The organism is Arachnia rubra (genome assembly GCF_019973735.1).
GTDB lineage: Bacteria > Actinomycetota > Actinomycetes > Propionibacteriales > Propionibacteriaceae > Arachnia > Arachnia rubra.
Map to the genome: position 1 here is coordinate 1,896,878 of NZ_AP024463.1, position 24,623 is coordinate 1,921,500.

The window sequence follows — 24,623 nt, forward strand, 5'->3', positions numbered from 1 at the left end:
CGGCAGTAGGCAGATCGGGGCTCAGGGAGGATAGTTGAGCCCATGGTAGAAACCACAGCAAACGCCGCCATCAACCTCCGGTTACACCTGTTGGGCCTGCGGGTGCCGGAGGCCGTAGGAGACGCCGGGGAACCCGGCCTGGTGCAGCCGATACTCGCGCGGCAACGAGAGCTGGACCGGCGGTTGTCGCATAGGTTGCCCGCGGTCGACGGCAGAATCCAGGCTTTCCTGGACTCATACCTGGAGGGCACAGACACCTCGCCGAGGCTTCCCAGGCAGACCTTCGTACTGGATCAGCCTGGCCTGGCCAGGGCGATGTCTCTGCCGGTGGGAGAGGATCAGTTCTCGTCGGAGTACCTGAGTAGCTATCGGTTGGTGAACGGCGTGCTGCACAACCCCCGCAATGACCGGCGCACCACCAAAGGGGTGTTTCACGTCGCTGAGGGTGGTATCGCTGTCCAGGACGACAAGCTGGCTGTTCCGCGGGCTGTCTATGGCCGCCTGCTTGAACACGCTTTGAATCCGCCCGCGGATGCGATGATCCTCCCCTACTGTGCGGCCGACGAGGAGCCCTCCCGCGCCTGGGTGTCGCTGTTGTTGCGTCCCGTGGTGGTCCCCCACGTCCCCGGATTCGCCCGGGAACGCAGCCTGGAGGTGCGGTTCTTCGCCCCCGGGACCCTGGTGGCGAACCTCGATTTCGTGGAAGGTATCTTCGGCAATGGTGGCGATCCCTACCTGCCCGAGAACGACGCATCCCTGAGGCCCAGGGGCTGGACTGGGCACACCGGCGCAGTGATCCTGGCCCCGCACCTGACGAAACTCACCAAACGGGAGCTGGGGCTGCCGCACTTCGACGACGCAACGGCTAGGCACCGTCGCGACGGCATGTGCTGGAAAGACCCCGAGGAGCTCTACAACGGCGGCAGTGCCTTCAAGGTGTGCGCCCGCGACGAGCGCGGCGTGATCGTCACCATCATCGCGGACAACTACTTTGGCTACTGCAAAAAAGAGGTGAAGGCCCAGATCAGCTACTCGGCCAACCTGCTTGGCCTGGTAGAGGAAGAGCACGCGGGAGGGGCCATCTGTTTCCCGCGCTACAACCTGGGCCAGCAGTTCACCGACAACTATGCGGGTCCTAGCTACCAGCTGGCCGACATCGTGGCCCGTGACCCCGGACGTTTCATCCCCCAGCCCGAAGGACATGCCCTGGACAACGAGAACGAGCACATTGTGCTGGTTCCCGGGCGTTCGACCTATAGCCTGCGTGACCAGTCGGTCACCTGGGAGGTGGACGGCGTGGCGGGCCGGATCCCGCTGCATGCCGACAAGACGTACGTCGGCCCAGACGGCTACCTGGTCCAGCTGCATCACCTTGAGGCTGACGGCGCCCAGTGGACTCTCGTCGGCACAGCCCCCCGTTCCACGCACTGCCACAAACCGGCGACGGTCTCGGGTGGCGGCAAATCGGAGATCTCCAAGGCCATCACCGATGCATTTATCGCAGGCAATGCCTACGTACGTGACTTTGATGAAGATATGGCCGCGGTGAGCCGCATCCTGGAGCATGATTTCAGTCACCGTTTCGCAGATCCGGCTAGGAACGGCCATGACGCCCGCCCGGTGCTGTCCGACAAACGTTCCGTGGGCTCGGTGATCAAGCTCCTGACCCCCAGCCGCGATTACAACGACGACTACAACGCCTGGCTGGACGCGATTCCTCACCACATTAAGGAACTCGTCTTCGTGGTGAAACGGTTCTACGATCCTGCCTGGGGCAAGGACTGGGCCAGTCACTTCACAGTTGGCATCATCAACGGCCGTCAGGGAAGTTCTCTGCGTCTCGATGGTGAAAAGATCCGGGTCAACATGCTGCGGGTGGGTTTTGCCCCCGACGGTGCCTGGCGGCTGTTTGGGCTGCGCCACGATTTCCATCCCGCGGCGAAGGTGCAGACCGAGGACGACATCACCGCCAGCATCGTGGCTCCCCCGCGGGCGTCAGATGCGGCCTTCTCCCGGAAATTCGTCACCAACTGCGAACAGCTGCTGTTCCAGCGACCTGATGACGCGATTCACCGCGGCTATGACAAACAGGCGGAACGGGATATCGCACAGCCCGGCACGTTCCTGTCCAACTTCGAACCGCTCTCCCGGGAGGACGCCCAGGCTCTGGTGGACAACGCGGTTGAATTCAGCCAGTTCACAGCTCCCATGCAGGAGCTGATCCGTTCGTTCGCGGCCTCACCCGAGTCATCGCCCGCGTGGGTTGTCAGCTCAGCTCACACACGCCTGGTTGATGGTGGGCGTTCCAAGAATCCCCGTTACCTACAGCAGCGTCCTGATGTGGCCGATCCAAAGCGCACCGCGGAGGCTGAGCTGGCGGCCCGCCTGTACCGGAAACTGCCCATGGGCCAGGACCTACGGCTGCCGGTCGATGTGGTGGCGGCAGGCCGCCGGAACAACGCTGCTGAGGAGAACATCCCGCCGTTGTGTGCCTATTCCCCGCTGCACTACATGGAACTCCCAGAGCTGTTCATGGAGTTCATCAGTTCCATGACTGGCAAGTCGCCTTCCACGACGGGAGCCGGCTCAGAGGGTGCTATGACGAAGGGGCCGTTCAACTCGCTGCCCTCCGTCATTGACCTGAATGCTGCCTTCTTGTCTTTTGCGCTGACCGGGTATGACGGCTGGCTCTCCAGCGCAGGTGTGGTGGGACCGCACGTCCGCGTCGATCACGACATCAGCCTTCTCGTGCCGGAGGTGTTCTCACGGATGTCGGATTCAGAGCGTTCAGCGGTGAATCTCCTCGGGGAGGGATGCCTGGAGCGCGTCCAGGACTATGAGATCGATGGTGAGTTGATCCTCGCCTCCCGCCTGGGTTACCGAATGACGGAGAAGTTCGCAACCAAGTACTTCGGGCGGATCTTCATGCACCCACACGTCGTCTTCACTCCCGAGATGCTCCGACCCGAACTGCAGGACCCCGAGGTGTTCGCGGAATCGGTGCGCACCATCTCGGCCACGCACGCCCGGGTTGCCAAGGCCTACCTCGATGACGGGACCATCGCCCTGGCGGTTCCCCCAGTGCGGGCCCTGCTCGAGATCATGGCCACTGGACGCACCGCTGAGGGCCTGAGCCTGGATGACGCCCGGTTCCGGAAGATGTTCGCATGTGATGACGTACTGGACTCGGGCTGGTACGCCGAGCGCGTGGCGGCGCTCCGGGAGGTTGAACTGGCTCGTCTAGAAACCGCCCTTGGCGCGATCGACGCCTTCACCTCCAACGAGCTGCATGAGACCACCGCACATCGCCTAGGACTTGCCGAACGACGCACCTCGGTGTTGTCTCGCATTGAAGAGTTGTCCCAGGATCCCAAATTGCTGTGGGGAACGATCGGAAGGCAGGTCGCCTGGCGGCTGTGACCTGGGCAGGATCCCGCTGATAGGGGTCACCCCTATCAGCGGGACCGCCAAACTTTGGTAGCTGACAATTCATTGTCCGATCGGCGCTGCGGCTTTCTGCGCAGTACTGGGCAGACCAGGACGGACATGCCACCAGGCGAGGTTGATGTGGCATTGCAGCTAGCCAGAGCCCGGCTGGATCAGCGGTCTCGTCTCGGCAGTCGCCATCCTCCATCTGAGAACCCAAGCCAGCCCAGCTCCGTGAGTTCTGCTGCGGCAGCGATCACCTCGGGGACTGTCATCCCCGTGGCGACCGCGAGCTCGGCCGCCCCCATAGCCGCTCCCGCAGGGATGGCTTCTCTGACAGATCTGAGAGCAGGGGAAAGGGTGTCGATGGGTTGGTCATCACCACGCAACGGCAGCTCCTCCTGAACCCCCAGCGGCGACAACAGCGCTGTCACGTCTGAGGCTGATGTGACCAGTGTCGCCAGACCTTCCCGGATCAGATGATGCGGGGCCAGAGACAAAGACGAGGTGACGGGTCCCGGCACTGCCATCACGACACGTCCCAGCTCCGCGGCCCAGGACGCGGTGTTCCGCGCTCCAGACCGAGCACCTGCCTCCACCACCACGGTTCCTGCGCTGAGAGCAGCGATCAACCGGTTACGGCCAAGAAAACTGGCCCGCAGCGGGCGAGTCCCGGGAGCCAGCTCCGTGACTACCACGCCGCTGGCCTGGATCTGGTTCCGCAGTCCGCTGTGGTTGGCAGGGTAGGTCTTGTCTATTCCCGTGGCCATCACCGCGAGGGTCGGTCCTCCGATCCCTAAAGCGCCACGATGTGCGGCACTGTCGATCCCGAAAGCCAGTCCTGAGACCACCGGCCACCCGGAAGAACTCAGGTCTGCTGCAAGTTCCCCAGCAACGTGTGAGCCATAGCTGGTCGCGGCGCGTGACCCCACCACGGCCACAGCCCGTGAGCTCACCAGCAGTTCAGGATTCCCCGCCACCCAGAGCCCCATTGGCAGCCCGCCTTGGTCCCCGAGCTGGCACACGCCAAGGTCTGCGAATCCCTGAGGCCAGTGCTGGTCACCTGGGATGAGGAAAGTGGCGCCTACGTGAGAGGTCGCGGTCTCCAGGACTGCTGGATCCACGGCCTGAGCCCGGCGTCCCAAGGCTGTGGAGTCGCCCTGCCTGCGGATGGCCTCCCATACCTCGGAGGCTCCATGGATCTCAACCAAGTGTGCTAGCTGAGGATCAGCAGTGATCTGCAATGCACACAGGGCCATGCGGGCCAGTCGTTCTCCGCCATCCATCACGCGGCCTCCTGCAGGGTTCCCTGCCGCAGCTGCATGGCCACCCGCAGCGAGGACGCAGAAATCTGGTCCTCTTCCGCAAGATCCGTGATGGTCCACGCCAACCGCAGCACCTTGTCAACGCCACGGGTACTGATCAGGCCCCGGTTCAATGCTCGTTCCAGCGGGGAGACATCCCTAGGCAGCGGCAGTTGCGAACGAAGCCAGGGGCCAGCGACCTCGCCATTGGTCCGCCAGGGCGTGCCGCTAAGACGCCTCAATTGCCGGTCCCGCGCTTGGAGGACACGAGCGGCGATATCGGCGCTGGACTCTGGCTGGTCCTCAGCATCACCCAGGAACGAGCGATGCTGAGGCAGCATGTGGTGCCGGATGTCAATGCGGTCCATGATCGGACCTGACAGCCGCTCCTGGTAGCGGCGAACCATCATCGGCGAGCAGCGGCATTCACGGCCCACCACCCCGTGGAAGCCGCAGGGGCATGGATTGGCGGCCAGCACCAGCTGGAACCGAGCCGGATAACGCACCTGCACAGCCGCCCTTCCGATGGTGACCCAGCCGGACTCCAGTGGTGTGCGCAGCGCATCAAGGATGCGAGCGCCAAATTCCGGGGCCTCATCGAGGAACAGCACTCCCCGGTGGGCCAGGGAGATGGAGCCAGGACGTATTAGTCGCGCTCCCCCGCCGATAATCGAGGCCGGCGATGAAGAATGGTGTGGGTCCGCGTAGGGCGGATCGATGAGAAGCCCTCCGCTCAGGTCCATCCCGGCAAGTGAGTGCAGAGCTGATACCTCGACCGCCTCCTCCCCGTCGAGGGAAGGCAGGATGCTGGTCAGCCGGGCAGCCAGCATGGTTTTACCCACTCCGGGAGCACCATGCAGAAAGACGTGATGCCGTCCTGCGGCAGCCACTTCCATTGCCCACCGGCCGTCGAGGTGCCCCTGGACTTCCCGGAAGTCCAGCGTGGGCCGCTCCCAGGGGCCCTGATCTTCTTCAACCGGCGCGTCCCAGCCACCCATCGGTGGTTCCCCGTTGAGCACTGCGACGAGATCTTTGAGATGCCCAACCGCCCATACCGTGATGCCCGGCACCAGACCAGCCTCAGCCTCCTGGCTTGCGGGAACGATGGCTTTATCGAATCCGTTCCTGGCAGCCGCGAGCAGGGCGGGAAGGATTCCCGGGACCCGGCGCAGTCTGCCGTCCAGTCCCAGTTCACCGAGGCACACGTGGCTCTTCGCTGCTTCCAGCGGCACTTTGCCGATAGCCGCAAGGACAGCCGTGGCGATGGCTAAATCGTAATGAGTGCCGGTCTTGGGAAGATTCGCGGGAGACAGGTTGATGGTGACCAGGCCGCTTGGCCATGGCAGCGAGGCCCCTGTCACCGCGGCTCTGACCCGTTCCTTCGCCTGCGACAACGCGGCATCCGGGAGTCCAACGAGCACCGTGCGGGGCAGGCCACCGCCGTCGGCCACCTCTACCTCGACCATCGCGCCCTCCAGTCCGTTGAGCGCCACCGACCAGGCCAGTGCGGTGCTCATTCGTCTATCCCCTGGGCATGGCTGAGCACAGGCTTCCGCCCGGGCTGCAACAACACGCCTATCGCATCGATGCGCAACCGGTCTGCCCGAAGCCTGTGCTCGGCGAGCCACAGCAGGCTGAGCTGCCTGATCTTGCTGCGTTTGCGCCACGTGACTGCCTCAAGCGGATCCCCGAATCCAAGCCCTGAGCGGCATTTCACCTCGACAAACACCAGAGCACCAGCATGTGGGTCATGGGCGACGACATCAAGCTCACCCTCGTTGCAACGCCAGTTCCGGTCCAGCACCTGCCAGCCAAGACCCACGAGATGCTCAACGGCCCGCTCCTCCCCGATCTGACCGATGGCACGGGCTTTTCCACGAACAACCACAAGATCACCTCCTGCCCACACTCTGGGCAGGAGGTGAGGTTCAACGAACGCTTTCCACAGGGTCAGTTCTGGTCGGGAACCGAGAAGTCGGAATGGGCGATCTCCTCAATGGAGACGTCACGGAAAGTCAGGACCTTCGCGCTCTTGACGAAACGTGCTGGACGGTACATGTCCCACACCCAGGCATCGCCCATGGAGACCTCATAGTAGACATCACCACCCTCAGTCCGCACTTTCAAATCCACTGCATTACACAGGTAGAAACGCCGCTCGGTCTCCACAGCATACGTGAAGATACTGACTACATCTTTGTACTCGTGATAGAGATCAAGCTCCAGCTTGCTCTCGTACTGTTCCAGGTCTTCCGCGCTCATGGTTCTCACACTCTAGCCGCATCTGGCACACACGAGTAGCTGAGCCGGTGGATAGGGGTGGGTCCCAACTCTTTCAGAGCTCTCTTGTGAGCAGCCGTGCAGTACCCCTTGTGCACCCAGAAGCCATAGCCAGGGTATTCCTGCTCGTAGGCCATCATGATCGCATCGCGCTGAACCTTGGCGACGATGGAGGCTGCGCTGATGCAGGCAACCACCTTGTCACCCTTCCAGACGCCCAGCCCCGGCGCACCGAGGCCATTGACAGGGAAACCGTCAGTCAAGACGAATCCCGGTCGTATCTCCAGCCGGGCGACAGCCCTCCGAAGCCCCTGCAAATCGGCCTCGTGCATCCCCAGGGAGTCGCAATCAGCAGGCTCGACCCGGCTCCAGGCGACAGCGGCTGCACGCTCCAGTATCAGGTCACAGAGTCCGGCACGGCGTTTTGGACTAATCGCCTTGGAATCATCGAGTCCCGCGATGGGGCGCGCCGGATCCAAGACGACGGCAGCAGCCACCAGAGGACCTGCGCAGGCACCTCGCCCTGCCTCATCTGCTCCGGCGACCGGTCCAAGCCCGGTTGCTACCAGTAGCCTCTCGTAGCTGTCCAGACCCGCTAGCACCCGGCTGGGGCCTCGATGATGGTCGGTTCCGCGGGGACTTCCCGCTCAGGTTTGGGGATCTTCGAGAAAGCCTCTGGCACCCGGAACGTCGATAATCGGTCCAGAGGAGCGACAACAGCCACTGTCGCTCCGACCACTTTGCTGGTGGGCACGAACGCCGCAGTGCCCGGGGTACCACCATCTGATGTGTCTCTCAGATGGCAGCGGGAATCCGCTGATGCGTTGCGATGATCTCCCATGACGAAGATACGGTCAGCCGGGACGATGACGTCGAATGGAACATTCGACGGGGCGACCTGTGCCCCATTCTCGGAGTAGAGATACTGCGACTCGTCCAGAGCCACGTTGTTCACGGTGATGGCACCCTCAGCCGTGCAGCAGGTCACACGATCCCCTGGCATGCCGATTGCCCGTTTGATGAGGTATCCGCCTCCTGGGTTCGGCAGGATGCCGATGAACTCCAGCGTCTTCTCGAATGCGCTGTGCTCAGGCTGCGGTCCCGACAGCCAATGCGCTGGGTCCTCGAAAACCACCACGTCGCCTCGCTGGAATCCACCGAACTTGGCGACTAGAACCCTGTCACCCACCTTGAGAGTGTTCTCCATGCTGCCGCTTGGGATACTGAACACCTGGGTGACGAACCCTTTCACCAGGGTTGAGATCAAGAGCGCGCCGACAAGAATGATGGCAATCTCGCCCACTCCACTGAAGAGCCTGCGTGCGAAAGATCGTGGTTTCTCCTGAGCGGCCTCAGTGCTGGATTCTTCGGTGTTGTCCAACGCAATAGCCTTCCTGAAAAATGCCAGCGGCCCGCGCCGCCGGGAATCACCCTACATGCGCGGGCCAAACCCTCAGGAGCGCTTTTCCTTGATCTTGGCCGCCTTACCGCGCAGGCCACGCAGGTAGTACAGCTTGGCGCGGCGCACGTCGCCCCGGCGCTCGACCTCAATCTTCTCGATGATCGGACTGTGCAGGGGGAAGGTGCGCTCCACACCGATGCCGAAGCTCACCTTGCGAACGGTGAAAGCCTCCTGGACACCACCTGCGTTGCGGGCGATCACAACACCGGCGAACACCTGGATACGCGAGCGGCTGCCCTCAATGACCCGCACGTGCACGCGTACAGAGTCGCCCGGACGGAAATCAGGGATGTCGGTTCGCAGGGCTGCCTGGTCGACGGCCTTGATCAGCGGATTGGTCATGATGTGTCCTCGTCAGTGCCACAGGTCACCGCGGTAGTGGTTCCTGCCCGCGCTCCACCAGTGACCCCCTGTGGCAGGAACCAGCGCAGCGTGGGTTGCCCGATGGGCAACGAGAAAAGAGTATGCCATACCAGGCCCAGGACGCTGAAAACCATTAATGCTACCGGCGGCCCAATGCCTCAGCGCACAGCCACGACATCGGAGTTCTCACCGGCCATGCTGACCCTGCCTGCCAGGTTGGTGACACGCCATTGACGCATCCATGGACCACACGTAGCGTCAAGTTCACGTGATCGTGTACGTGAAAATCAAAGGGGGTTACTTGCAATGGCAATGATTCGCAACTCAATCACAGGGAAAATAGCACTGGTAGTGGCGCTTCTTAGCACCAGTTTCCTGCCACGACCAGCATTAGCTGACACCGCTGAAGAACCGCTGCAGGCAACGCCAGTCGGCATAGATTCCTCCGGTGAGCCACTCAATGCCCCGGCATCGGATGATCAGCCAGAATCCAGTGACGATTCCGGCTATACGCTGCCGAACATCAAGGGGGACACGCCCTCCAGCATTATCGGTGATGACGGCCGAGTGCACCTGACCGACACCACGACCTTCCCAAACTCCGCCGTGGTCTACATCAGCCACGAGGACCAGCCCCATTGCACTGGCTGGATGATCTCCAAGGACACGCTCGTCACCGCAGGGCACTGCCTCTACAACCCCAAGAAGAAGGCCTGGTACTCCGGACTCCAGTTCAGCCCGGGAGCAAACGGTGCTGAAAGGCCCTTCGACACCGCACAGGCTGTTGAGAGGTGGAGCGACGCCAAGTGGGTCTCCGACGGCGACAGCCGACTCGACTGGGGTGTTGTGAAACTGGACCGCTCGGTCGGGGATGAGACTGGCTGGTTCGGCCTGATGTGGCGCCAGGCAGGCTACGACGGCGACCCGACTGAACTGCACGGTTACCCCGGTGACAAGCCCGCGGGAGAGCTCTGGGGCATGGCCGGCCCGGTGAAGACGAGCCAGCCGAACCAGCTGTGCTATTACACGGATACCATCGGGGGCCAGAGCGGATCACCTGTGTACCTTCAGAATCGCTTCTTCGCGATAGCGATCCACGCCTATGGCGTCGGCGAGAGGGGCAGCAATGACCTGTGCCCCGCTGAGTACAACGCCGGCACCCGGATCAGCGAAAGCCTTTACAGCGTGATCCTGAACCTCAGGTGAGGCTCCCCTCATGCGAGCCAAAGCGCTGGTCGCTGGATTATTGCTCGGCTATTGCCTGCTGGGAATGGCTGGCTGCTCGCGAGAGGCCGTCCCGGCCAAGGAACCGGAACCTGTTGAGGCAAGCCCGGTCAGCGACACGAATTCTCCCCTGCCGACTGGACCGCGCACTGCCGCAAGCCTGGTGGGCACTGTCGTCGACGAGACCGGCGCGGCAGTCGAACACTGCATGATCACCATCGCGGGGGACAGCAGGGAGCTGGCTATCATGACCAACTCCTCGGGAAACTTCGAGGCATGGCTGAGATACGGGACCCAGCAGCTCACCATCACCTGCGACCCGCAGGTCTATCAGGTGGCAGAGGCCACGGTGGAGGTGCCTCAGGCCGACAGGTTCGAGCAGACATTCACCGTCCACAAGCTGTAGGCAATTTTCCCTATCCGCTGAGAAAGCTGGTGCCGGGCATCCATCAGATGCCCGGCACCAGCTTTGAACTCACGATCTACTTGCCGTCGCCCTTGAACAGCGACTTGATCAGGTCTCGGTTCAGCTGGGAGATGGACTCCAGCGGGATGCCCTTGGGGCAGACCGCGGCGCACTCACCGATGTTGGTGCAGTTGCCGAAACCTTCCTCATCATGCTGCGCAACCATCGACTTCACCCGCCGGTACCGCTCGGGCTGACCCTGCGGGAGCATCGCCAGGTGTGTGATCTTCGCCGAGGTGAACAGCATCGCCGAGCTGTTCGGGCAGGCCGCCACGCAGGCACCACATCCAATGCAGGTGGCGTTGTCGAAGGCCTTGTCGGACTCGCGCTTCGGAGCCGGTGTCGCGTGGGCATCGGGGGCAGAACCCGTGTTGGAGGAGATATACCCGCCCGACTGGACGATACGGTCCAGAGCCGTGCGATCTACCGCGAGGTCCTTGATGATGGGGAAAGCCCCGGCACGCCACGGCTCGATCTCGATCGTCGCGCCATCAGCGAAGGAACGCATGTGCAGCTGGCAGGTTGTGGTTGCGGAACCTCCGTGGGCGATGCCGTTGATCACGACACCGCACATGCCGCAGATGCCCTCACGGCAGTCATGGTCGAAGGCAATCGGCTCCTGGTTCGCATCTGTGAGCTGCTCGTTGAGCATGTCCAGCATCTCGAGGAAGGACATGTCCGGAGACACGTTGTCGATGTCGTAGTCAACCATCGCCCCCTTGGCCTTGGGGCCGGCCTGACGCCAAATACGCAGCTTGAGTTTCACTTGTAACTCCGTTGCTTCAGTTCGATTGCCTTGTAGATGAGGGGTTCGCGGTGCAGGATCGGTTTGTTGCCCTCACCGGTCCATTCCCAGGCCGCGACGTAGAGGAACTCGTCATCGTGACGTAGCGCCTCACCCTCCTCGGTCTGTGACTCGGCGCGGAAGTGACCGCCGCAGGACTCTCGGCGATGCAGGGCATCGATGCACATCAGCTCGCCCAGCTCGAAGAAGTCCGCGACCCGCCCAGCACGTTCGAGGGCTTGGTTGAAGTCCTCGTTGATGCCAGTCACGCGCACGTTGCGCCAGTACTCCTCACGGAGTTCACGGATCAGCCCGATGGCTTTGATCAGTCCCTCCTCGGTGCGGTTCATACCGCAGTACTCCCACATGATCTGGCCCAGCTCCTTGTGGAAGGAGTCCACAGACCGGGTGCCCTGGATGCTCAGCAGCTTGTAGACACGGGCCTTGGCGGTCTGCACCGCGTCGATGACCGCCGGATGGCTGTCTGAGATCTTCTCGAAGGGGCCGTCGGCTAGGTAGTCGTTGATCGTGTTGGGAAGCACGAAATAGCCATCGGCGAGCCCCTGCATCAGTGCCGAGGCACCGAGCCGGTTCGCGCCATGGTCGGAGAAGTTTGCCTCACCCGTGACGTACAGGCCGGGAATCGTGCTCTGCAGGTCGTAGTCCACCCAGACCCCGCCCATGGTGTAGTGGACTGCCGGGTAGATCCGCATGGGAACCTCGTATGGATTCTCACCGGTGATCTGCTGATACATGTCGAAGAGGTTGCCGTACTTATTCGACACCCCCTGCTTGCCCAGGCGGTTGATGGCATCGGAGAAATCGAGGTAGACGCCACGCCGGACCTGCCTGGTCGAGCCGTCCGCCTGCTTCTCAGCCACCGCGGGACCCACACCGCGGCCCTCATCGCACATGTTCTTGGCCTGGCGGGAGGCGATATCACGCGGCACTAGGTTGCCGAACGCTGGATAGATGCGCTCCAGGTAGTAGTCGCGATCCTCCTCGGGAATCTGGCGGGGATCCTTCGTGCAGTCCTCGGCCTTCTTCGGCACCCAGATGCGGCCGTCGTTACGCAGCGACTCCGACATCAGGGTCAGTTTGGACTGCGTGTCACCGTGGACGGGGATGCAGGTGGGATGGATCTGCGTGTAGCAGGGGTTGCCGAAGAAGGCACCCTTGCGGTGCGCCCGCCAAACAGCGGTCGCGTTGCACCCCATGGCGTTGGTCGACAGGAAGAAGACGTTGCCGTAGCCGCCGGTCCCAAGGACGACGGCGTCGGCGGTCCAGGCTTCGATCTCACCGGTGACCATGTTGCGGGTGACGATGCCGCGGGCACGGCCGTCGACGACGATCAGCTCGACCATCTCGTGACGCGAATACATTTTGACGGTACCGGCCTCAATCTGGCGCTCCAGCTGCTGGTAGCAGCCGATCAGCAGCTGCTGCCCCGTCTGGCCACGGGCGTAGAAGGTGCGCTGCACCTGCACACCACCGAAGGACCGGGTGTCCAGGAGGCCGCCATACTCACGTGCAAAGGGGACGCCCTGGGCAACACACTGGTCGATGATGTTGGCGCTGACCTCCGCCAAGCGGTAGACGTTCGTCTCGCGGGCCCGATAATCGCCACCCTTGACGGTGTCGTAGAACAACCGGTAGGTGGAGTCGTTGTCGTTGCGGTAGTTCTTCGCCGCGTTGATACCGCCCTGGGCCGCGATGGAATGGGCACGCCTGGGGCTGTCCTGATAGCAGAAATTCAGGACGTTGTAGCCGGCCTCACCGAGCGTCGCGGCGGCAGCGCCGCCAGCCAGGCCGGTGCCGACGATGATGACGCTCAGCTTACGCCGGTTCGCGGGGTTAACGAGCCGGGCCTGGAATTGGCGGGTCTGCCAGACCTTGTCAATCTCGACCGCAGGCGCCTTGGTGTCGACGATGTCGTCGCCGTCGATCCAGTAGTCGGAGGGAATGAAAGTCGTGGTCGTCATCGTGCTGCTCATTTCAGGATTCCGAACTGGACACACAGGGGCATGATCATGAATCCGGCGTAAAGCGCAACGGAAACGACCAGGGCGATGATGTTGAGCCACTTGCGGGAGATGGCGGAGAGATTCACGCCCAGTGTCGCAAAAGCACTCCACAGGCCGTGACGGATATGCATGCACACGAGCAGGATGGAGAAGGCGTAGAACGCTGTTATCCACCACTGCTGGAATCCGGCCAGCACCATGGTGTGCGGATGGTTAGCGTGCCCGCCCAGGATCCCGGGGACGATGGTGAACTGGATCAGGTGGAAGATCACGAAGACCAGGATGATCACGCCGCCCCAGCGCATGGTGCGGGCAGCGTAGGTCTGGGCTTGGCGCTTGGTGACCTGGTACTTGTCGCCGCGGTTCTTGATGGTTTTGGCAGACAGCGTCGCAGCTGACCAGATGTGCAGGACGATGGCCAGGAGCAACGCCGCCCGGAACACCCAGATGAACTGTCCAGCAGGCATGACTGGGTAGAGGATGCCGCCGTCGCTGCTCTTGCCCTTCAGCCATTCGGCGTAGTGATCGAAGGCCTCATAGCCCACGAACATCTTCAGGTTGCCGTACATATGCACAAGCAGGAAGGCGATCAAGATCAGGCCAGTGACCGCCATCAGGGCCTTCCGGGTAACCGTCGACCTCAACGCTCGTTGATGGATAGTGAGTGATGTTGCCACGAGGGTCACTCTAGCTGCCCTTGAATGTGATTTCGCACTCCGGGTCCGATTAAGGGTCGCCCCGTCGCAAAACTGTGCGAGACCCTCGGCTCAAAGGGGTTTTACGCTACTTTGAGGGTGCGAAAATAAGCCCCTCAGAAGTCGTCTTCGAGCAGCTCGGGACGGCGCGAGCGGGTACGTTCCAGAGCCTGTTCCCGACGCCATGTCGCGATGGCTGCGTGGTTGCCGGAGAGCAGGATCTCAGGGACCTCACGGCCCCGCCAGCGCGGGGGTTTGGTGTAGTTGGGGTATTCCAGCAGCCGGTGTCCCGGCGCGTGTGATTCCTCGACGAGCGAGTCAGGATTGCCGAGCACCCCCGGGATGAGCCGGACCACGGCCTCCGTGATGGCCAGCACCGCTGCCTCACCGCCGTTGAGCACATAGTCCCCGAGACTGACCTCCACGAGGTCATAGGTGTCGGCGCAGTGGTCGAGCACCCGCTGGTCGATGCCCTCGTAGCGCCCGCAGGCAAAGACCAAGCGCCGACGCGCACTCAGCTCGTGGGCGAGGTCCTGGTTGAAGACCCGCCCGGCCGGGGTCGGCACCACCACCGTCATGGGGGCGGGATCGAGATCCTCCATGGCATCCAGGGCCTCACCCCAGGGTTCGGGTTTCATCACCATCCCCGCTCCCCCGCCGTAGGGGGTGTCGTCTGCAGTGTGATGCCTGTCGTGGGTCCAAGCCCGGAGGTCATGAACTGCCAGGTCCACGACACCCGACTCGATGGCCTTACCCACCAGCGACAAGGACAGCGGGGCCAGGTAGCCGGGAAAAATGGTGATGACGTCAATCCTCATGCGAGGTCCTCCAGCAGGCCGCCCACGTCGGCAAGCTGCACCTCACCCGCCTCGAGATCAACGCGGGGAACCAGAGCCGACACGAAGGGAACAAGACGCCTACCCGCACCGGTCTCAACAACAAGGCAGTCCTGTGCGGGCAGGTGAAGCACCTCCACCACCTCACCGGCATGTTTCCCCGCGGCATCCAGTACGCGAAGCCCGGCGAGCTGCCGGTCGAAATACTCCTCCGGCTCACTCGGACGCTCATCGCCTGGGACGTCGACGAACAGTTTCTCGCCGCGGAGCGACTCCACCGCAGTTCGGTCCGGGTATCCCTCAAAGGCAACAACGGGGCGTCCGCGATGCCATCGGACCCGTTCCAGGGTGAGGTGTTTCCCAGAGCTGAGACGAAGCCCGGACCCCGGCTGGAACCGGCGCCCGGGCTCATCCGTGCGTACATCGATGAAAGCGTCACCGCGGATGCCGTGGGCACGCCCGACTATCCCGACGAGCACCTCAACCAGGCCGGCCAAGGCGGGCTCCCGCTCAGCGGCGGCGCGGCCGGTCGACATCCACGAAATCGACGCGAACCTGTTCGTTGCCTGCGAGCGCGCCAACCACGGTGCGCAGTGCGCTCGCAGTCCGGCCCTGCCTGCCAATCACTTTGCCGACGTCCTCAGGATGGACGCGCACCTCCAGCAGGCGGCCACGGCGCAGTTCCTTCTCCCGCACGGTCACATCGTCCGGATTGGAAACGATCCCTGCCACCAGGTGCTCCAACGCGTCGGCGAGCACGACTCAGGCCTCCTGCTCGGAAGCCTCGTCACCAGCCGAGGCCTCAGCAGCCTTCTTCGCCTTCGAGATGGCGGGGGCCACAGCATTACCGTCCTCGGCCAGGGCCTTGGCGAACTCGGCCTCACGGTCACGCGGCTCGGGCTGCGGCAGGATTCCAGAGGGGGTCTTGTCGCCGGTGAACTTCTGCCAGTCACCGGAGCGCTTGAGGATGGCGATCACGGCCTCAGTCGGCTGGGCGCCCACAGACAGCCAGTACTGGGCGCGTTCAGAGTCCACGCGGATGAAGGAGGGGTCGTTCTTCGGGTGATACAGGCCGATCTCCTCGATAGCCTGACCATCCCGCTTCGAGCGGGAGTCCATGACGACGATGCGGTAGTGAGGGGAGCGAATCTTGCCGAGACGCTTCAGACGAATCTTGGTAGCCAAGTCCGGGTTCTCCTGTTGCTAGTTTTGTCTGAATACCAGACGAGATCGGATGGCGGGCAGACCGTACGTGTGGGGCACGCCCGGGGCCAGCCGGATGAACCATGCTCGCCGGGGTGAGAGGGCGCCAGCGACAGGTGCGGAAGTATTCTGCCAGATTTTTCCAGACAGTCCCAATGCCGCCCGCATATTCATAAGGTCGCTATGAAGGCTCATGGTGCCGCGAGCGACATCCAGGTGCCGTCATGACGGGACATCGGCGAGAATGCACGGTGGATGCGTACGTCGAAGAATCCGCCGCCAAGGTGCCCACAGACAAGGTGACCATCTGAATGCCGTGAGTCAATCGATCCCTCTCGGCGGGATCTCTAAGATCAGTCATGTGGACATCAGCGAAGAGGACTTCGACGCACTGGTGGAGGAGGCTCTTGAGGCCCTGCCTGAGCAATTCCTGGCTGGCCTGGACAATGTCGCGATAGTGGTGGAGGACGAGCCTGAGGACGGGTCTGACACCCTGGGATTCTACGAGGGCATCGCCCTGACAGAACGCGACGACTCCTGGTTCGGAGCGCTCCCGGACCGGGTGGTGCTGTTCCGTGGTCCCCTGTCCCGGATGTGCAGCGACGAGGATGAGCTGTTCGACGAGATCGCCATCACCTTGGTCCATGAGATCGGCCATTATCACGGTCTCGACGAGGAGAAGCTCCACGAATTGGGCTGGGGCTGATCTGCCTATTCCCACGGATCCCACAGACAGGAGTCGTCACCGGCCAGGCAGTGCCGGTTCCCGGACCATCACTGACCCGCAGGTCATCAGGAAATCAGGCGCCCGCGCAGTACCCGGGCCACCGGAGTTCGCAATACATCCGTATTTGTCCTGGGATCGGTGCCGGTGACGATCAGGTCAGCGCTCGCACCCTCCGTGAGGGAGTCAGCTCCGAGCCAGTCCCGGGCTCCCCAGCTGGATGCCGCAATCGCGAAGGCGCCGCCACCGAGCGAGGCCAGCTCGGCGACCTCGGAGAGGATCTCGCCGTGCGGTACGACCGTACCGGCATCGGTGCCCGAGTGGACCTCGATCCCAGCTTCGATGGCTTTCCCGATGGTCTGCCGCCGACGCGCGTAGAGGGCCATCATGTGGTCTGCGAACACCGGGTATTTGTCACGCCCTGGCTCCGCATACTGGGGGAACCGGTTCAAGTTGATGATGGTGGGCACCAGCGCAGTACCATTCTCAGCCATCTGCTGGATCACGTCGTCGCTCATGCCGGTGCCGTGCTCAATGCAGTCAATCCCGGCGGCCACGAGCTCCGCCACAGACTGCTCCCCGAAACAGTGAGCCGTCACCCTGGCGCCTTCCTCGTGCGCGACTGCGATCGCTTCGGCGGCCAGATCAGCTGGGAATGAGGGCTCTAGGTCCCCAGTGGAGCGGTCGATCCAGTCGCCCACGAGCTTCACCCAGCCGTCGCCGTCGCGTGCCTCGTGCCGCACCTGCGCGAGCAATGCCTCGGGTTCCACCTCCACGGCCAGGTGCCGGATATAGCGACGGGTGCGAGCCACATGCCTTCCTGCCCGGATCAGCTGCGGCAGCATGTCGTCGTGCTGTACCCAGCGGGTGTCGGCGGGGGAGCCGGCATCACGCACCAGCATGGTCCCCGCGGCCAGGTCAGCCAGTGCCTGCCGACGCGTCTCCTCAACGCTGACCGCGCCCTGCACACCGAGCCCGATGTGGCAGTGGGCGTCTACCAGACCGGGGATGACGAAGGCGTTCCGGGCCAGCGTGCGGGCCCCAGCGACGGGTTCACCGGTGAGCTTGCCCTCGACGATCCAGAAGTCGCGGGGCTCCTCCTGAGGCAGGAAGGTGCCATGGATGTGCATAGGCTCGGCAGTCATGCAGGAAAGCATAGAGACTCCGCCCGCCGGGAAAGACTTCACCACCCCCATTGCCCGCGAAGTCGAGGGCCTCTTGGTGGTCAGCCTTCCTGATCGTCAAGAACCTGCTGGACCTCGAGGATCAGAGCCTGCTCGGGGAACATGTCGGGTGGCGTGAGGCCTACGTTCGCGAGTATGGCGCCGGTGGCGACTATCCCGCTCAGGTCATCGCCAAACCACGGCGGAGGTATCAGCCCAGCTGGCGGATCTCCAAGCAGCCGCGGCTGAACGCGATACCGGTTCTGCGGAGCCAGCCCTGGTAGCCGCAGGCGTCCCTGCAGCCCGAAAGGCCCATGTTGATGAGTATAGAGCTCGTAGCAGGCACGGCGTTGGTCCTGGCTCACCACGCCGTGTAGCCAGAGCGAATCGTCGCCCACCACATCACGCACCATCCGCCCGTTCAGCAGCAGATCACGATTGGCCTTGAAGTAGGCGACCCATTCCCTGAGTGCAGCCAGCTCCCCCGGACTCGCCGAGGTCAGGTCCCATTCAACCCCCATATGCCCCCACAGGGCAGTGGTGGCCCGGAAGGCCAGGTCATGCCGCCGGCCTGTCGTATGGCTACGCCCGGAGGCCACATGGGTCCCCAGGTATTCGGCCGGTACCAGTTGCGTCGTCCAGCGGAACATGGCCTGCCGCTCGTGTGGGTCTATGCAGTCCGAGACCCAGAAGCGCTGGGCATGCCGCACCATCTCGAGATCTATGCGCGCACCACCCGAGGAGCAGCTCTCGATCTCCAGGCCCGGATGGTCAGCACGCAGCCGGTCCATCATCCGGGCCACCGCACACATCTGTTCCTTGGCAACAGCCCGGCCGCCACGCAGCTGGGACCCGGCGTCGAAAGTGTCACGGTTGCAGTCCCATTTGATGTAGGCGATCGGATACTCCCGCAGAAGTGCATCAATCCGTGACCAGACATGCTCCCAGGCATCAGCGATGGTCAAGTCCAGGACTTGCTGATTCCGCCACGGCAACGGCCACTGAGGCCCAGCCGCGAGTATCCACTCTGGATGCCTGCGGGCCAGCTGTGAGTCAGCGTTGATCATCTCGGGCTCAAACCACAGCCCGAACTCCATTCCCAGCCCGCGCACATGATCCGCCAGGGGGTGCAGGCCATCCGGCCACACCTCCGGGTCCACCTCCCAGTCCCCCAGCCCAGCGGTGTCGTCACGTCGCCCGAGGAACCAGCCGTCGTCCAAGACGAAGCGTTCGACACCGATCCCGGCTGCGGCATCAGCCAGCGCAAGAAGCTTGTCAAGATGATGGTCGAAGCCGACAGCCTCCCAGACATTCAGCGTCACGGGCCTGTCGGCTCCCGGTGCCGCAGGCTGTGCCCGCACCCACCGATGCATCCGATTCGCTGCCTCGTCCAAGCCATCACCATGGACCAGGTACAGCACAGGCCCCTCATAGCGCTCACCAGGCTGCAGGGTGATCTCACCAGGCAATAGCAGCTCTCCACCTGCAAGCACCTGCTGACCCTCGGGCAACCGCTCCACATAGCACCGGGAGTTGGACCCGGTACCGACATGCAGGCCACGGACCTCTCCCCTGCGGAAGGTGAATCCTGGATACCCGCACAGCAGCAGCGTGCTTGCGTCGAAACCAGGACGCCCCCTCCTGTGCTCGCGCAGGTGACATCCCATGGTGAGCTGATGCCGCTGGGGCACGCGTTCCTTACCCCAATGGCCCGTAAAGTCGAGGATCTCGGTGGCCTCCAGCGGAACCGGGAAGGCGAGGGTCATCTCCTCCAGGTGGTAGTCATCCGTTCCCGTATTGGTCACACTCGCCTGGGCCGAGATAACTCCTCCGGACTCGATGGCCAGCTGGATGGCAGCGTCGAGGCCACTGGCTGGATCGGTCAGCTCAAAAACGAGTTTCTCTGACCCCAGGGAGTACTCCCCCGGTGCCAGACGGCCCGGTTCCTGACCGGGCCGTTCACTCACAACTGCCACCGTGCGGAGCCGGGGCGACCAGTTGACACCCCCTCTCCGGTAACCGGTCAGCCCCGGCCTGCCTGACCAACCAGTCCAGGCAGCGGGCATGAGGCCTGCCTCCAGGGGAATGTCGGGCACGTTGTCCACGTCCATCCGTTGCGTGGCGACGCTGGCACAACGCATGTCCTGGCCAGTCATCTGCCCCCAGTCCTGACCCCAGTGCAGGACTGTCGGCATGCCGGAGGCACCCACATCGATCAAAAGGGCAGTGTCATCTCCTCGCAGGTGGACTCTCCACCGCGGCTGTTGTTCCATTGGGTGTCTTTTCTATTCAGTGGACTGGCGCGCTACCAGGCGCGGCTGCAATATCACAGGTCCGCCGTGGGGGTCGCCGTCGAGTTCCGCAAGCACCATCTCGGTGGCGGCTATCGCAAGCTCCCGCCATGGGTTCGTGATGGTGGAGAGAGCGGGAACCGTGCCCTTCGCGATCTCGGCGTCATCAAAACCGATCACGCGCACCTGTCCGGGGATCGTCTTGCCGTGTGCGGTCAGAACCGCCATGGCAGCGGCTGCCATGTGGTCCGAGGCCACGAACAATCCGTCGAAGTCGTTTTCATCGCGGAGCAGCTCCAGGGTCTGAACCTGGGCTGACTCTGGTTCAAAGTTTCCGTGGTACACCCCGACGGGTTCCAGCCCGGCCTCGGCAAGCGCCTGCTGGAATCCGTCCAGCCGTTCCCGCGCGGAGGCGACATCCATCGGACCGGTGATGGTCGCTATCCGGCGACAGCCCTGCCCCACCAAATGCTGGCCTGCGATGCGCCCGCCGACGACGTTGTCCAGGTCGACGAAGCGCTCCGCCACGGAGTATCCACGATCCATGCGCTCGCCCCGGGCGGGACGCCCGAGGAAAGCACACGGAATGGCCACCTCTTCAAGCAGCGTCGCCAAGAGATCGTCATCATGGTGCGAGACCACCAGGACCGCGTCCACCGTGCCGCCACGCAGGAACTGCTCCAGCTTCTGCCGGTAGCCGCCATAGGCGAGATACAAGGCCATCTGCCAGTCTGTCGGCTCCAGTCTCTCAGCCACCCCCGCCACCGAGGTGGCGAAGAAGGGGTCCCGGAAGACCCGGGCATGCGGCTCGGAGACCACGACCGCGATGGTGTTGGACCGGCGCATCGCCAGCGAACGCGCCACCTGGTTCGGCACATACCCGAGTTGCTTGATGGCCTCGGCTATGGCCTGCCGGGTATCACCGCTGACCAGGTGCCCACCCCGCACCGCCCGGGAGACAGTGGCGCGGGAGACGCCGGCGACGCGTGCAACGTCATCCAGCGTCGGCGCGCTGCGGCGAGCGACCATGAGGGGGTTCCTCCATTCCCGGGGGTCGGTCAGTCGATGTCGAGTTGGTGTGATCCTGCCACACCTGCGTACCAACGGGCACTCGCTTTAGGAATACGCTCAAGTGTGTCGTAGTCGACCCGCACGATACCGAACCGGCGGCTATAGCCGAAAGACCATTCGAAGTTGTCCAGCAAGGACCAGACCAGGTAGCCCCTTACATCGGCTCCCTCAGCCATCGCCTGGTGCACCGCCGCGATGTGATCCCGGATGTAGACCAGGCGGTCCTTGGAGTCATCGACGTAGCCTGACGCGTCGGGAACGTCATCGTATGCGGCACCGTTCTCGGTGATGACCATCGGGATGCCCGCCGGACCGGTGTAGTCCCGTTGCAGCCGGACCAGCAGAAGGCGCAGATCATCCGCCTTGACCTCCCACCCCATGGCGGTGAGGGGCAGGTCACGGGCGACAGGCCGCACCGTCTCCGAACCGACCATTGGGGCGGCAGCCGGATGCCCGCCCTCGGTGATACGGATCTCGGGCTTGGCCCCCGGCAGCGGGGCGGCATGGGCCGCACCGTTGTAGAAGTTCACACCGAGCACATCGATCGGGGCGCTGATCAGCTCCATGTCACCATCGCGCACGTCACTGCCCAGTCCGGCCTCGGCCATGTCCTCGATCACGTCGGCGGGATACTCACCTTTGAAGATCGGGTCGAGGAAGATCCGGTTGAACCCACCGTCGATACGGCGCGCGGCATCAACATCACCCGGGTTGTCAGGATCGGCAGGATGCGAGTAGGTCGTGTTGCAGGTGATGCCCACCGTCAGGTTCTGTTCCGCCTCACGGAGCACCTGCACACCAAGTCCGTGCGCCAGCAGCAGGTGGTGTGCCGCCGCCACCGCCTCCCTCGGCGAGGTGTGGCCCGGGGCGTGATCCCCTCCGGCGTAGGACAGGAATGAAGAGCACCAGGGCTCGTTCAAGGTGGTCCACACCTGGACACGGTCCCCCAGCGCATCAACCATGTGCCTGGTGTATTCGGCGAACAGATAGGAGGTGTCACGATTGGTCCAGCCGCCCCTCTCCCCCAGGGCCTGTGGCAGATCCCAGTGATAGAGCGTCAGCCATGGCTTGATCCCGGCGGCCAGCAGCTCGTCAACGAGCCGGGAATAGAAGTCCAGGCCGGCGGGGTTGAGGGTCCGGCCGTCGGGGCACACACGGGCCCACGAAGTCGAGAACCGGTAGGCGTCCAAGTTCAGTTCGCGCATCAGGGCGACGTCCTGGGGCATCCGATGGTAGTGGTCACACGCCACCATCCCGTTGGAGCCGTCGCTGATCCGGCCTGGGACCTCACAGAAGGCGTCCCAGATCGAGGGTCCCCGCCCATCGGCATCGCCTCCACCCTCGATCTGGAAGGCCGCGGTGGCCGACCCAAACAAGAAATCGGGGGGGAATTGCAGTGTGGTCATCCTTTTACAGCTCCTTGCATGATGCCGGAGACCAGTTGTCTGCCGGCGACGATGAAGACCAGAACCAGCGGGATCGTGGAGATCACCACACCGGACATGATCAGTGAATAGTCTTTGAAGTGAGTGGCCTGCAACAGTTGCAGGGCGACTGGAAGTGTCGGATTGTCCGCGCCGAGGATGATGAAGGGCCAGAAGAAAGTGGTCCAGGATCCGACGAAGGTGAACAGGGCCAGCATCGACGCAGCGGGGCGCGCGGCAGGCAGGGCGACGTGCCAGAAGGTGCGCAGCATGGAGCAGCCGTCGACGCGAGCCGCCTCGATCAGCTCGTAGGGCAGGGCGCCTCGCAGGTACTGGGTCATCCAGAACACCCCGAAGGCAGAGAACATGCCTGGCAGGATCACGGCTATCAGGGAACCGTTCCATCCCAGCTCTGTCATGACGATGAACAGGGGGACGACCCCGAGCTGACTCGGCACGGCCATGGTCGCGATCACGAACACCAGGAGGGGTTCTCTGCCCCGGAACCGCAGCTTGGAGAACGAGAAACCGGCCAGTGTGGAGAACAGCACCACGGACAGGGCGGTAACGCAGGAGACAATCACCGAGTTCCACACCGCAGGCCAGAAGTTGATGCCTGATTCCAGCACCTTCTGGATGTTGGCCAGCAGGTTGCCCTCCGGGATCAGCGACGGAATCGGGTTCTGCGCGATCGTGGCGGCATCCGAGGAGGCTAGGAGCACTGAATACCAGATCGGATAGAACGAGATCACCAGGACCATTCCGAGCAGCGCATAGGTCACCCATCCGGGTCGCCGGTTCGCTCCCCCAGCTCTGGATCCTGGGATCTCTCCCCGGCTGACAGCACGACGGCGCGCGGCCCGGGCGGCTCCCTTACCTGCCGTCTGCTCAATGGCGGCAAGCGACATGGTTCCACCTGACTTCGTCATTTCTTCCCACCCTTGGTCTCAGTCGAGGAGATCTGGCGCGTGATCAGGAAGTTGATCAGAGCAAAGACCACGATGATCAGGAACAGCAACCATGCGACGGCCGCAGCACGCCCGAAGTTGTGTTGCGGACCCCACCCGGACTCATAGAGGTACATAGTGACTGTCATCCACTGGCGATCGGCGCCACCCGACCCGGCGTTGTCGTACATGCGGGGTTCGTCGAAGATCTGCAGGCCGCCGATGGTGGAGGTCAGGACCACGAAGATCAGGGTGGGGCGAATCATCGGGATGGTGACGTGGAAGAACTGCCGCCACCGGCTGGCGCCGTCGATGATCGCCGCCTCGTAGAGCTCCCGGGGGATGGCCTGCATAGCGGCCAGCACAATCAGGGCGTTGTAGCCAGTCCACCGGAAATTGACCATGGCTGCGATGGCGAAATGCGAGGCCAGGGTGTCGCTGTGCCAGCCGACGGGTTGCATGCCGATGGAGGTCAGGAGCGTGTTCACGATCCCAGAGTCGTCGGCGAAGATCTTGCCGAAGATCAGGGAGACCGCCACGGGCGTAACCACGAAGGGCAGCAGCACGCCCATTCGCCAGAAGGTCTTAGCCCGTAGGTTGGCATCCAGCACGGCCGCGATGAGAACCGCCGCTACCACCTGTGGCACCGAGGAGAGCACAAAGATGGAGAACGTGTTGCGGACAGCCTGCCAAAACCTGGGCTGCTGCAGGACCTCTATGAAATTCTGCAGGCCGACGAAGGGGCCCTGCCCATTGATGAGATGCCATTTGTGCATGGCGACGAAGGCCGTGTAGAGCACCGGGTAAAGCCCGACTATCGCGAACAGGATGAAGAACGGCGCGATGTAGAGATACGGGGAGACCTTGACATCGAGCTTCCCGAATCGCGTCCGGCGCGCCTGCCTCCTGGCCTCCCGGATCATGTTTTCTTCCACT

24 protein-coding genes are annotated in these 24,623 nt (G+C 63.2%); 4 read left to right on the top strand and 20 right to left on the bottom strand.

All coding sequences use genetic code 11. The features are described from left to right. The first annotated feature begins 42 nt into the window (after positions 1-42). Entirely contained in the window at positions 43-3,420 is a 3,378-nt protein-coding gene (locus SK1NUM_RS08675; RefSeq protein WP_212321188.1) for a hypothetical protein, read from the top strand. Positions 3,421-3,599: 179 nt separating this feature from the next. Here the strand turns inward: SK1NUM_RS08675 and dprA are convergent, their stop codons facing one another. The 7 genes from dprA to rplS form a co-directional block, all read right to left on the bottom strand. Further along, positions 3,600-4,712, bottom strand: a complete 1,113-nt coding sequence (gene dprA / locus SK1NUM_RS08680; protein WP_223927978.1) for a DNA-processing protein DprA — start codon at positions 4,710-4,712, stop codon at positions 3,600-3,602. Further along, the gene (locus tag SK1NUM_RS08685; RefSeq protein ID WP_212321192.1) at positions 4,712-6,247 is read right to left on the bottom strand and encodes a YifB family Mg chelatase-like AAA ATPase; all 1,536 of its coding nucleotides are present in this window, start codon (positions 6,245-6,247) and stop codon (positions 4,712-4,714) included. The genes dprA and SK1NUM_RS08685 overlap by 1 nt, the downstream gene beginning before the upstream one ends. Beyond that, positions 6,244-6,618, bottom strand: a complete 375-nt coding sequence (locus SK1NUM_RS08690) for a YraN family protein (protein ID WP_212321194.1) — start codon at positions 6,616-6,618, stop codon at positions 6,244-6,246. The genes SK1NUM_RS08685 and SK1NUM_RS08690 overlap by 4 nt, the downstream gene beginning before the upstream one ends. Before the next feature lie 62 nt (positions 6,619-6,680). Next, the gene (locus SK1NUM_RS08695) at positions 6,681-6,992 is read right to left on the bottom strand and encodes a DUF2469 domain-containing protein (RefSeq protein ID WP_212321196.1); all 312 of its coding nucleotides are present in this window, start codon (positions 6,990-6,992) and stop codon (positions 6,681-6,683) included. 5 nt (positions 6,993-6,997) lie between these two features. Continuing rightward, positions 6,998-7,600, bottom strand: coding sequence for a ribonuclease HII (locus SK1NUM_RS08700; protein WP_396020935.1), 603 nt, complete (start codon positions 7,598-7,600; stop codon positions 6,998-7,000). A 5-nt stretch (positions 7,601-7,605) separates the two neighbouring features. Next, on the bottom strand, positions 7,606-8,391 hold the full coding sequence (lepB, locus tag SK1NUM_RS08705) for a signal peptidase I (RefSeq protein ID WP_212321200.1): 786 nt from the start codon (positions 8,389-8,391) through the stop codon (positions 7,606-7,608). Positions 8,392-8,463: 72 nt separating this feature from the next. Then, positions 8,464-8,814, bottom strand: coding sequence for a 50S ribosomal protein L19 (gene rplS / locus SK1NUM_RS08710; RefSeq protein ID WP_212321202.1), 351 nt, complete (start codon positions 8,812-8,814; stop codon positions 8,464-8,466). A gap of 372 nt (positions 8,815-9,186) precedes the next feature. Between rplS and SK1NUM_RS08715 the strand changes: the two genes are divergently transcribed. After that, positions 9,187-10,041, top strand: coding sequence for a trypsin-like serine peptidase (locus tag SK1NUM_RS08715; protein WP_212321204.1), 855 nt, complete (start codon positions 9,187-9,189; stop codon positions 10,039-10,041). Positions 10,042-10,051: 10 nt separating this feature from the next. Further along, positions 10,052-10,465, top strand: a complete 414-nt coding sequence (locus SK1NUM_RS08720) for a peptidase associated/transthyretin-like domain-containing protein (RefSeq protein WP_212321213.1) — start codon at positions 10,052-10,054, stop codon at positions 10,463-10,465. Positions 10,466-10,541: 76 nt separating this feature from the next. Here SK1NUM_RS08720 and SK1NUM_RS08725 read toward each other — a convergent pair whose 3' ends face one another. From SK1NUM_RS08725 to rpsP, 7 genes are all read right to left on the bottom strand, one after another. Then, positions 10,542-11,291 (bottom strand): succinate dehydrogenase/fumarate reductase iron-sulfur subunit, encoded by a 750-nt coding sequence (locus tag SK1NUM_RS08725; RefSeq protein WP_212321215.1) that lies wholly within the window; start codon positions 11,289-11,291, stop codon positions 10,542-10,544. Then, entirely contained in the window at positions 11,288-13,303 is a 2,016-nt protein-coding gene (locus SK1NUM_RS08730) for a fumarate reductase/succinate dehydrogenase flavoprotein subunit (protein ID WP_212321217.1), read from the bottom strand. Before SK1NUM_RS08730 ends, SK1NUM_RS08725 begins: the two co-directional genes overlap by 4 nt. Continuing rightward, positions 13,300-13,947 (bottom strand): succinate dehydrogenase cytochrome b subunit, encoded by a 648-nt coding sequence (locus SK1NUM_RS08735; RefSeq protein WP_396020936.1) that lies wholly within the window; start codon positions 13,945-13,947, stop codon positions 13,300-13,302. Before SK1NUM_RS08735 ends, SK1NUM_RS08730 begins: the two co-directional genes overlap by 4 nt. Positions 13,948-14,144: 197 nt before the next feature. After that, entirely contained in the window at positions 14,145-14,846 is a 702-nt protein-coding gene (gene trmD / locus SK1NUM_RS08740; RefSeq protein ID WP_212321218.1) for a tRNA (guanosine(37)-N1)-methyltransferase TrmD, read from the bottom strand. After that, on the bottom strand, positions 14,843-15,400 hold the full coding sequence (gene rimM / locus SK1NUM_RS08745) for a ribosome maturation factor RimM (RefSeq protein ID WP_223927444.1): 558 nt from the start codon (positions 15,398-15,400) through the stop codon (positions 14,843-14,845). Before rimM ends, trmD begins: the two co-directional genes overlap by 4 nt. Beyond that, complete coding sequence (locus SK1NUM_RS08750) at positions 15,375-15,623, bottom strand: RNA-binding protein (RefSeq protein WP_212321221.1); 249 nt, start codon at positions 15,621-15,623, stop codon at positions 15,375-15,377. Before SK1NUM_RS08750 ends, rimM begins: the two co-directional genes overlap by 26 nt. Before the next feature lie 3 nt (positions 15,624-15,626). Continuing rightward, entirely contained in the window at positions 15,627-16,049 is a 423-nt protein-coding gene (gene rpsP, locus SK1NUM_RS08755; protein ID WP_212321223.1) for a 30S ribosomal protein S16, read from the bottom strand. Between the two features lie 334 nt (positions 16,050-16,383). Between rpsP and SK1NUM_RS08760 the strand changes: the two genes are divergently transcribed. Next, complete coding sequence (locus tag SK1NUM_RS08760) at positions 16,384-16,773, top strand: metallopeptidase family protein (protein ID WP_223927446.1); 390 nt, start codon at positions 16,384-16,386, stop codon at positions 16,771-16,773. Between the two features lie 86 nt (positions 16,774-16,859). On the opposite strand, the gene SK1NUM_RS08765 is transcribed toward SK1NUM_RS08760, so the two are convergent. From SK1NUM_RS08765 to SK1NUM_RS08790, 6 genes are all read right to left on the bottom strand, one after another. Further along, the gene (locus SK1NUM_RS08765; RefSeq protein WP_223927448.1) at positions 16,860-17,936 is read right to left on the bottom strand and encodes an amidohydrolase family protein; all 1,077 of its coding nucleotides are present in this window, start codon (positions 17,934-17,936) and stop codon (positions 16,860-16,862) included. 80 nt (positions 17,937-18,016) lie between these two features. Beyond that, positions 18,017-20,164, bottom strand: a complete 2,148-nt coding sequence (locus SK1NUM_RS08770) for an alpha-galactosidase (protein WP_223927980.1) — start codon at positions 20,162-20,164, stop codon at positions 18,017-18,019. A gap of 75 nt (positions 20,165-20,239) precedes the next feature. Further along, positions 20,240-21,274: a LacI family DNA-binding transcriptional regulator gene (locus tag SK1NUM_RS08775; protein WP_212321225.1), complete on the bottom strand. Its 1,035-nt coding sequence runs from the start codon at positions 21,272-21,274 to the stop codon at positions 20,240-20,242. Between the two features lie 29 nt (positions 21,275-21,303). After that, positions 21,304-22,722: a GH1 family beta-glucosidase gene (locus SK1NUM_RS08780; RefSeq protein ID WP_212321226.1), complete on the bottom strand. Its 1,419-nt coding sequence runs from the start codon at positions 22,720-22,722 to the stop codon at positions 21,304-21,306. Next, positions 22,719-23,669 carry a carbohydrate ABC transporter permease gene (locus tag SK1NUM_RS08785; protein ID WP_223927451.1) on the bottom strand — a complete coding sequence of 317 codons (951 nt, stop codon included), beginning with the start codon at positions 23,667-23,669 and terminating at the stop codon, positions 22,719-22,721. The genes SK1NUM_RS08780 and SK1NUM_RS08785 overlap by 4 nt, the downstream gene beginning before the upstream one ends. After that, the gene (locus SK1NUM_RS08790) at positions 23,666-24,622 is read right to left on the bottom strand and encodes a carbohydrate ABC transporter permease (RefSeq protein ID WP_223927453.1); all 957 of its coding nucleotides are present in this window, start codon (positions 24,620-24,622) and stop codon (positions 23,666-23,668) included. Before SK1NUM_RS08790 ends, SK1NUM_RS08785 begins: the two co-directional genes overlap by 4 nt. Between the last annotated feature and the right edge of the window lies 1 nt (position 24,623).

Excerpts from the sequence above, each read along its gene's own strand:
- SK1NUM_RS08675 (WP_212321188.1), top strand. The coding sequence starts at position 43 with ATGGTAGAAACCACAGCAAACGCCGCCATCAACCTCCGGTTACACCTG.
- dprA (WP_223927978.1), bottom strand. The coding sequence starts at position 4,712 with ATGGATGGCGGAGAACGACTGGCCCGCATGGCCCTGTGTGCATTGCAG.
- SK1NUM_RS08685 (WP_212321192.1), bottom strand. The coding sequence starts at position 6,247 with ATGAGCACCGCACTGGCCTGGTCGGTGGCGCTCAACGGACTGGAGGGC.
- SK1NUM_RS08695 (WP_212321196.1), bottom strand. The coding sequence starts at position 6,992 with ATGAGCGCGGAAGACCTGGAACAGTACGAGAGCAAGCTGGAGCTTGAT.
- rplS (WP_212321202.1), bottom strand. The coding sequence starts at position 8,814 with ATGACCAATCCGCTGATCAAGGCCGTCGACCAGGCAGCCCTGCGAACC.
- SK1NUM_RS08720 (WP_212321213.1), top strand. The coding sequence starts at position 10,052 with ATGCGAGCCAAAGCGCTGGTCGCTGGATTATTGCTCGGCTATTGCCTG.
- SK1NUM_RS08730 (WP_212321217.1), bottom strand. The coding sequence starts at position 13,303 with ATGAGCAGCACGATGACGACCACGACTTTCATTCCCTCCGACTACTGG.
- SK1NUM_RS08735 (WP_396020936.1), bottom strand. The coding sequence starts at position 13,947 with ATGGCGGTCACTGGCCTGATCTTGATCGCCTTCCTGCTTGTGCATATG.
- trmD (WP_212321218.1), bottom strand. The coding sequence starts at position 14,846 with ATGAGGATTGACGTCATCACCATTTTTCCCGGCTACCTGGCCCCGCTG.
- rimM (WP_223927444.1), bottom strand. The coding sequence starts at position 15,400 with ATGTCGACCGGCCGCGCCGCCGCTGAGCGGGAGCCCGCCTTGGCCGGC.
- SK1NUM_RS08765 (WP_223927448.1), bottom strand. The coding sequence starts at position 17,936 with ATGACTGCCGAGCCTATGCACATCCATGGCACCTTCCTGCCTCAGGAG.
- SK1NUM_RS08775 (WP_212321225.1), bottom strand. The coding sequence starts at position 21,274 with ATGGTCGCTCGCCGCAGCGCGCCGACGCTGGATGACGTTGCACGCGTC.
- SK1NUM_RS08780 (WP_212321226.1), bottom strand. The coding sequence starts at position 22,722 with ATGACCACACTGCAATTCCCCCCCGATTTCTTGTTTGGGTCGGCCACC.
- SK1NUM_RS08785 (WP_223927451.1), bottom strand. The coding sequence starts at position 23,669 with ATGACGAAGTCAGGTGGAACCATGTCGCTTGCCGCCATTGAGCAGACG.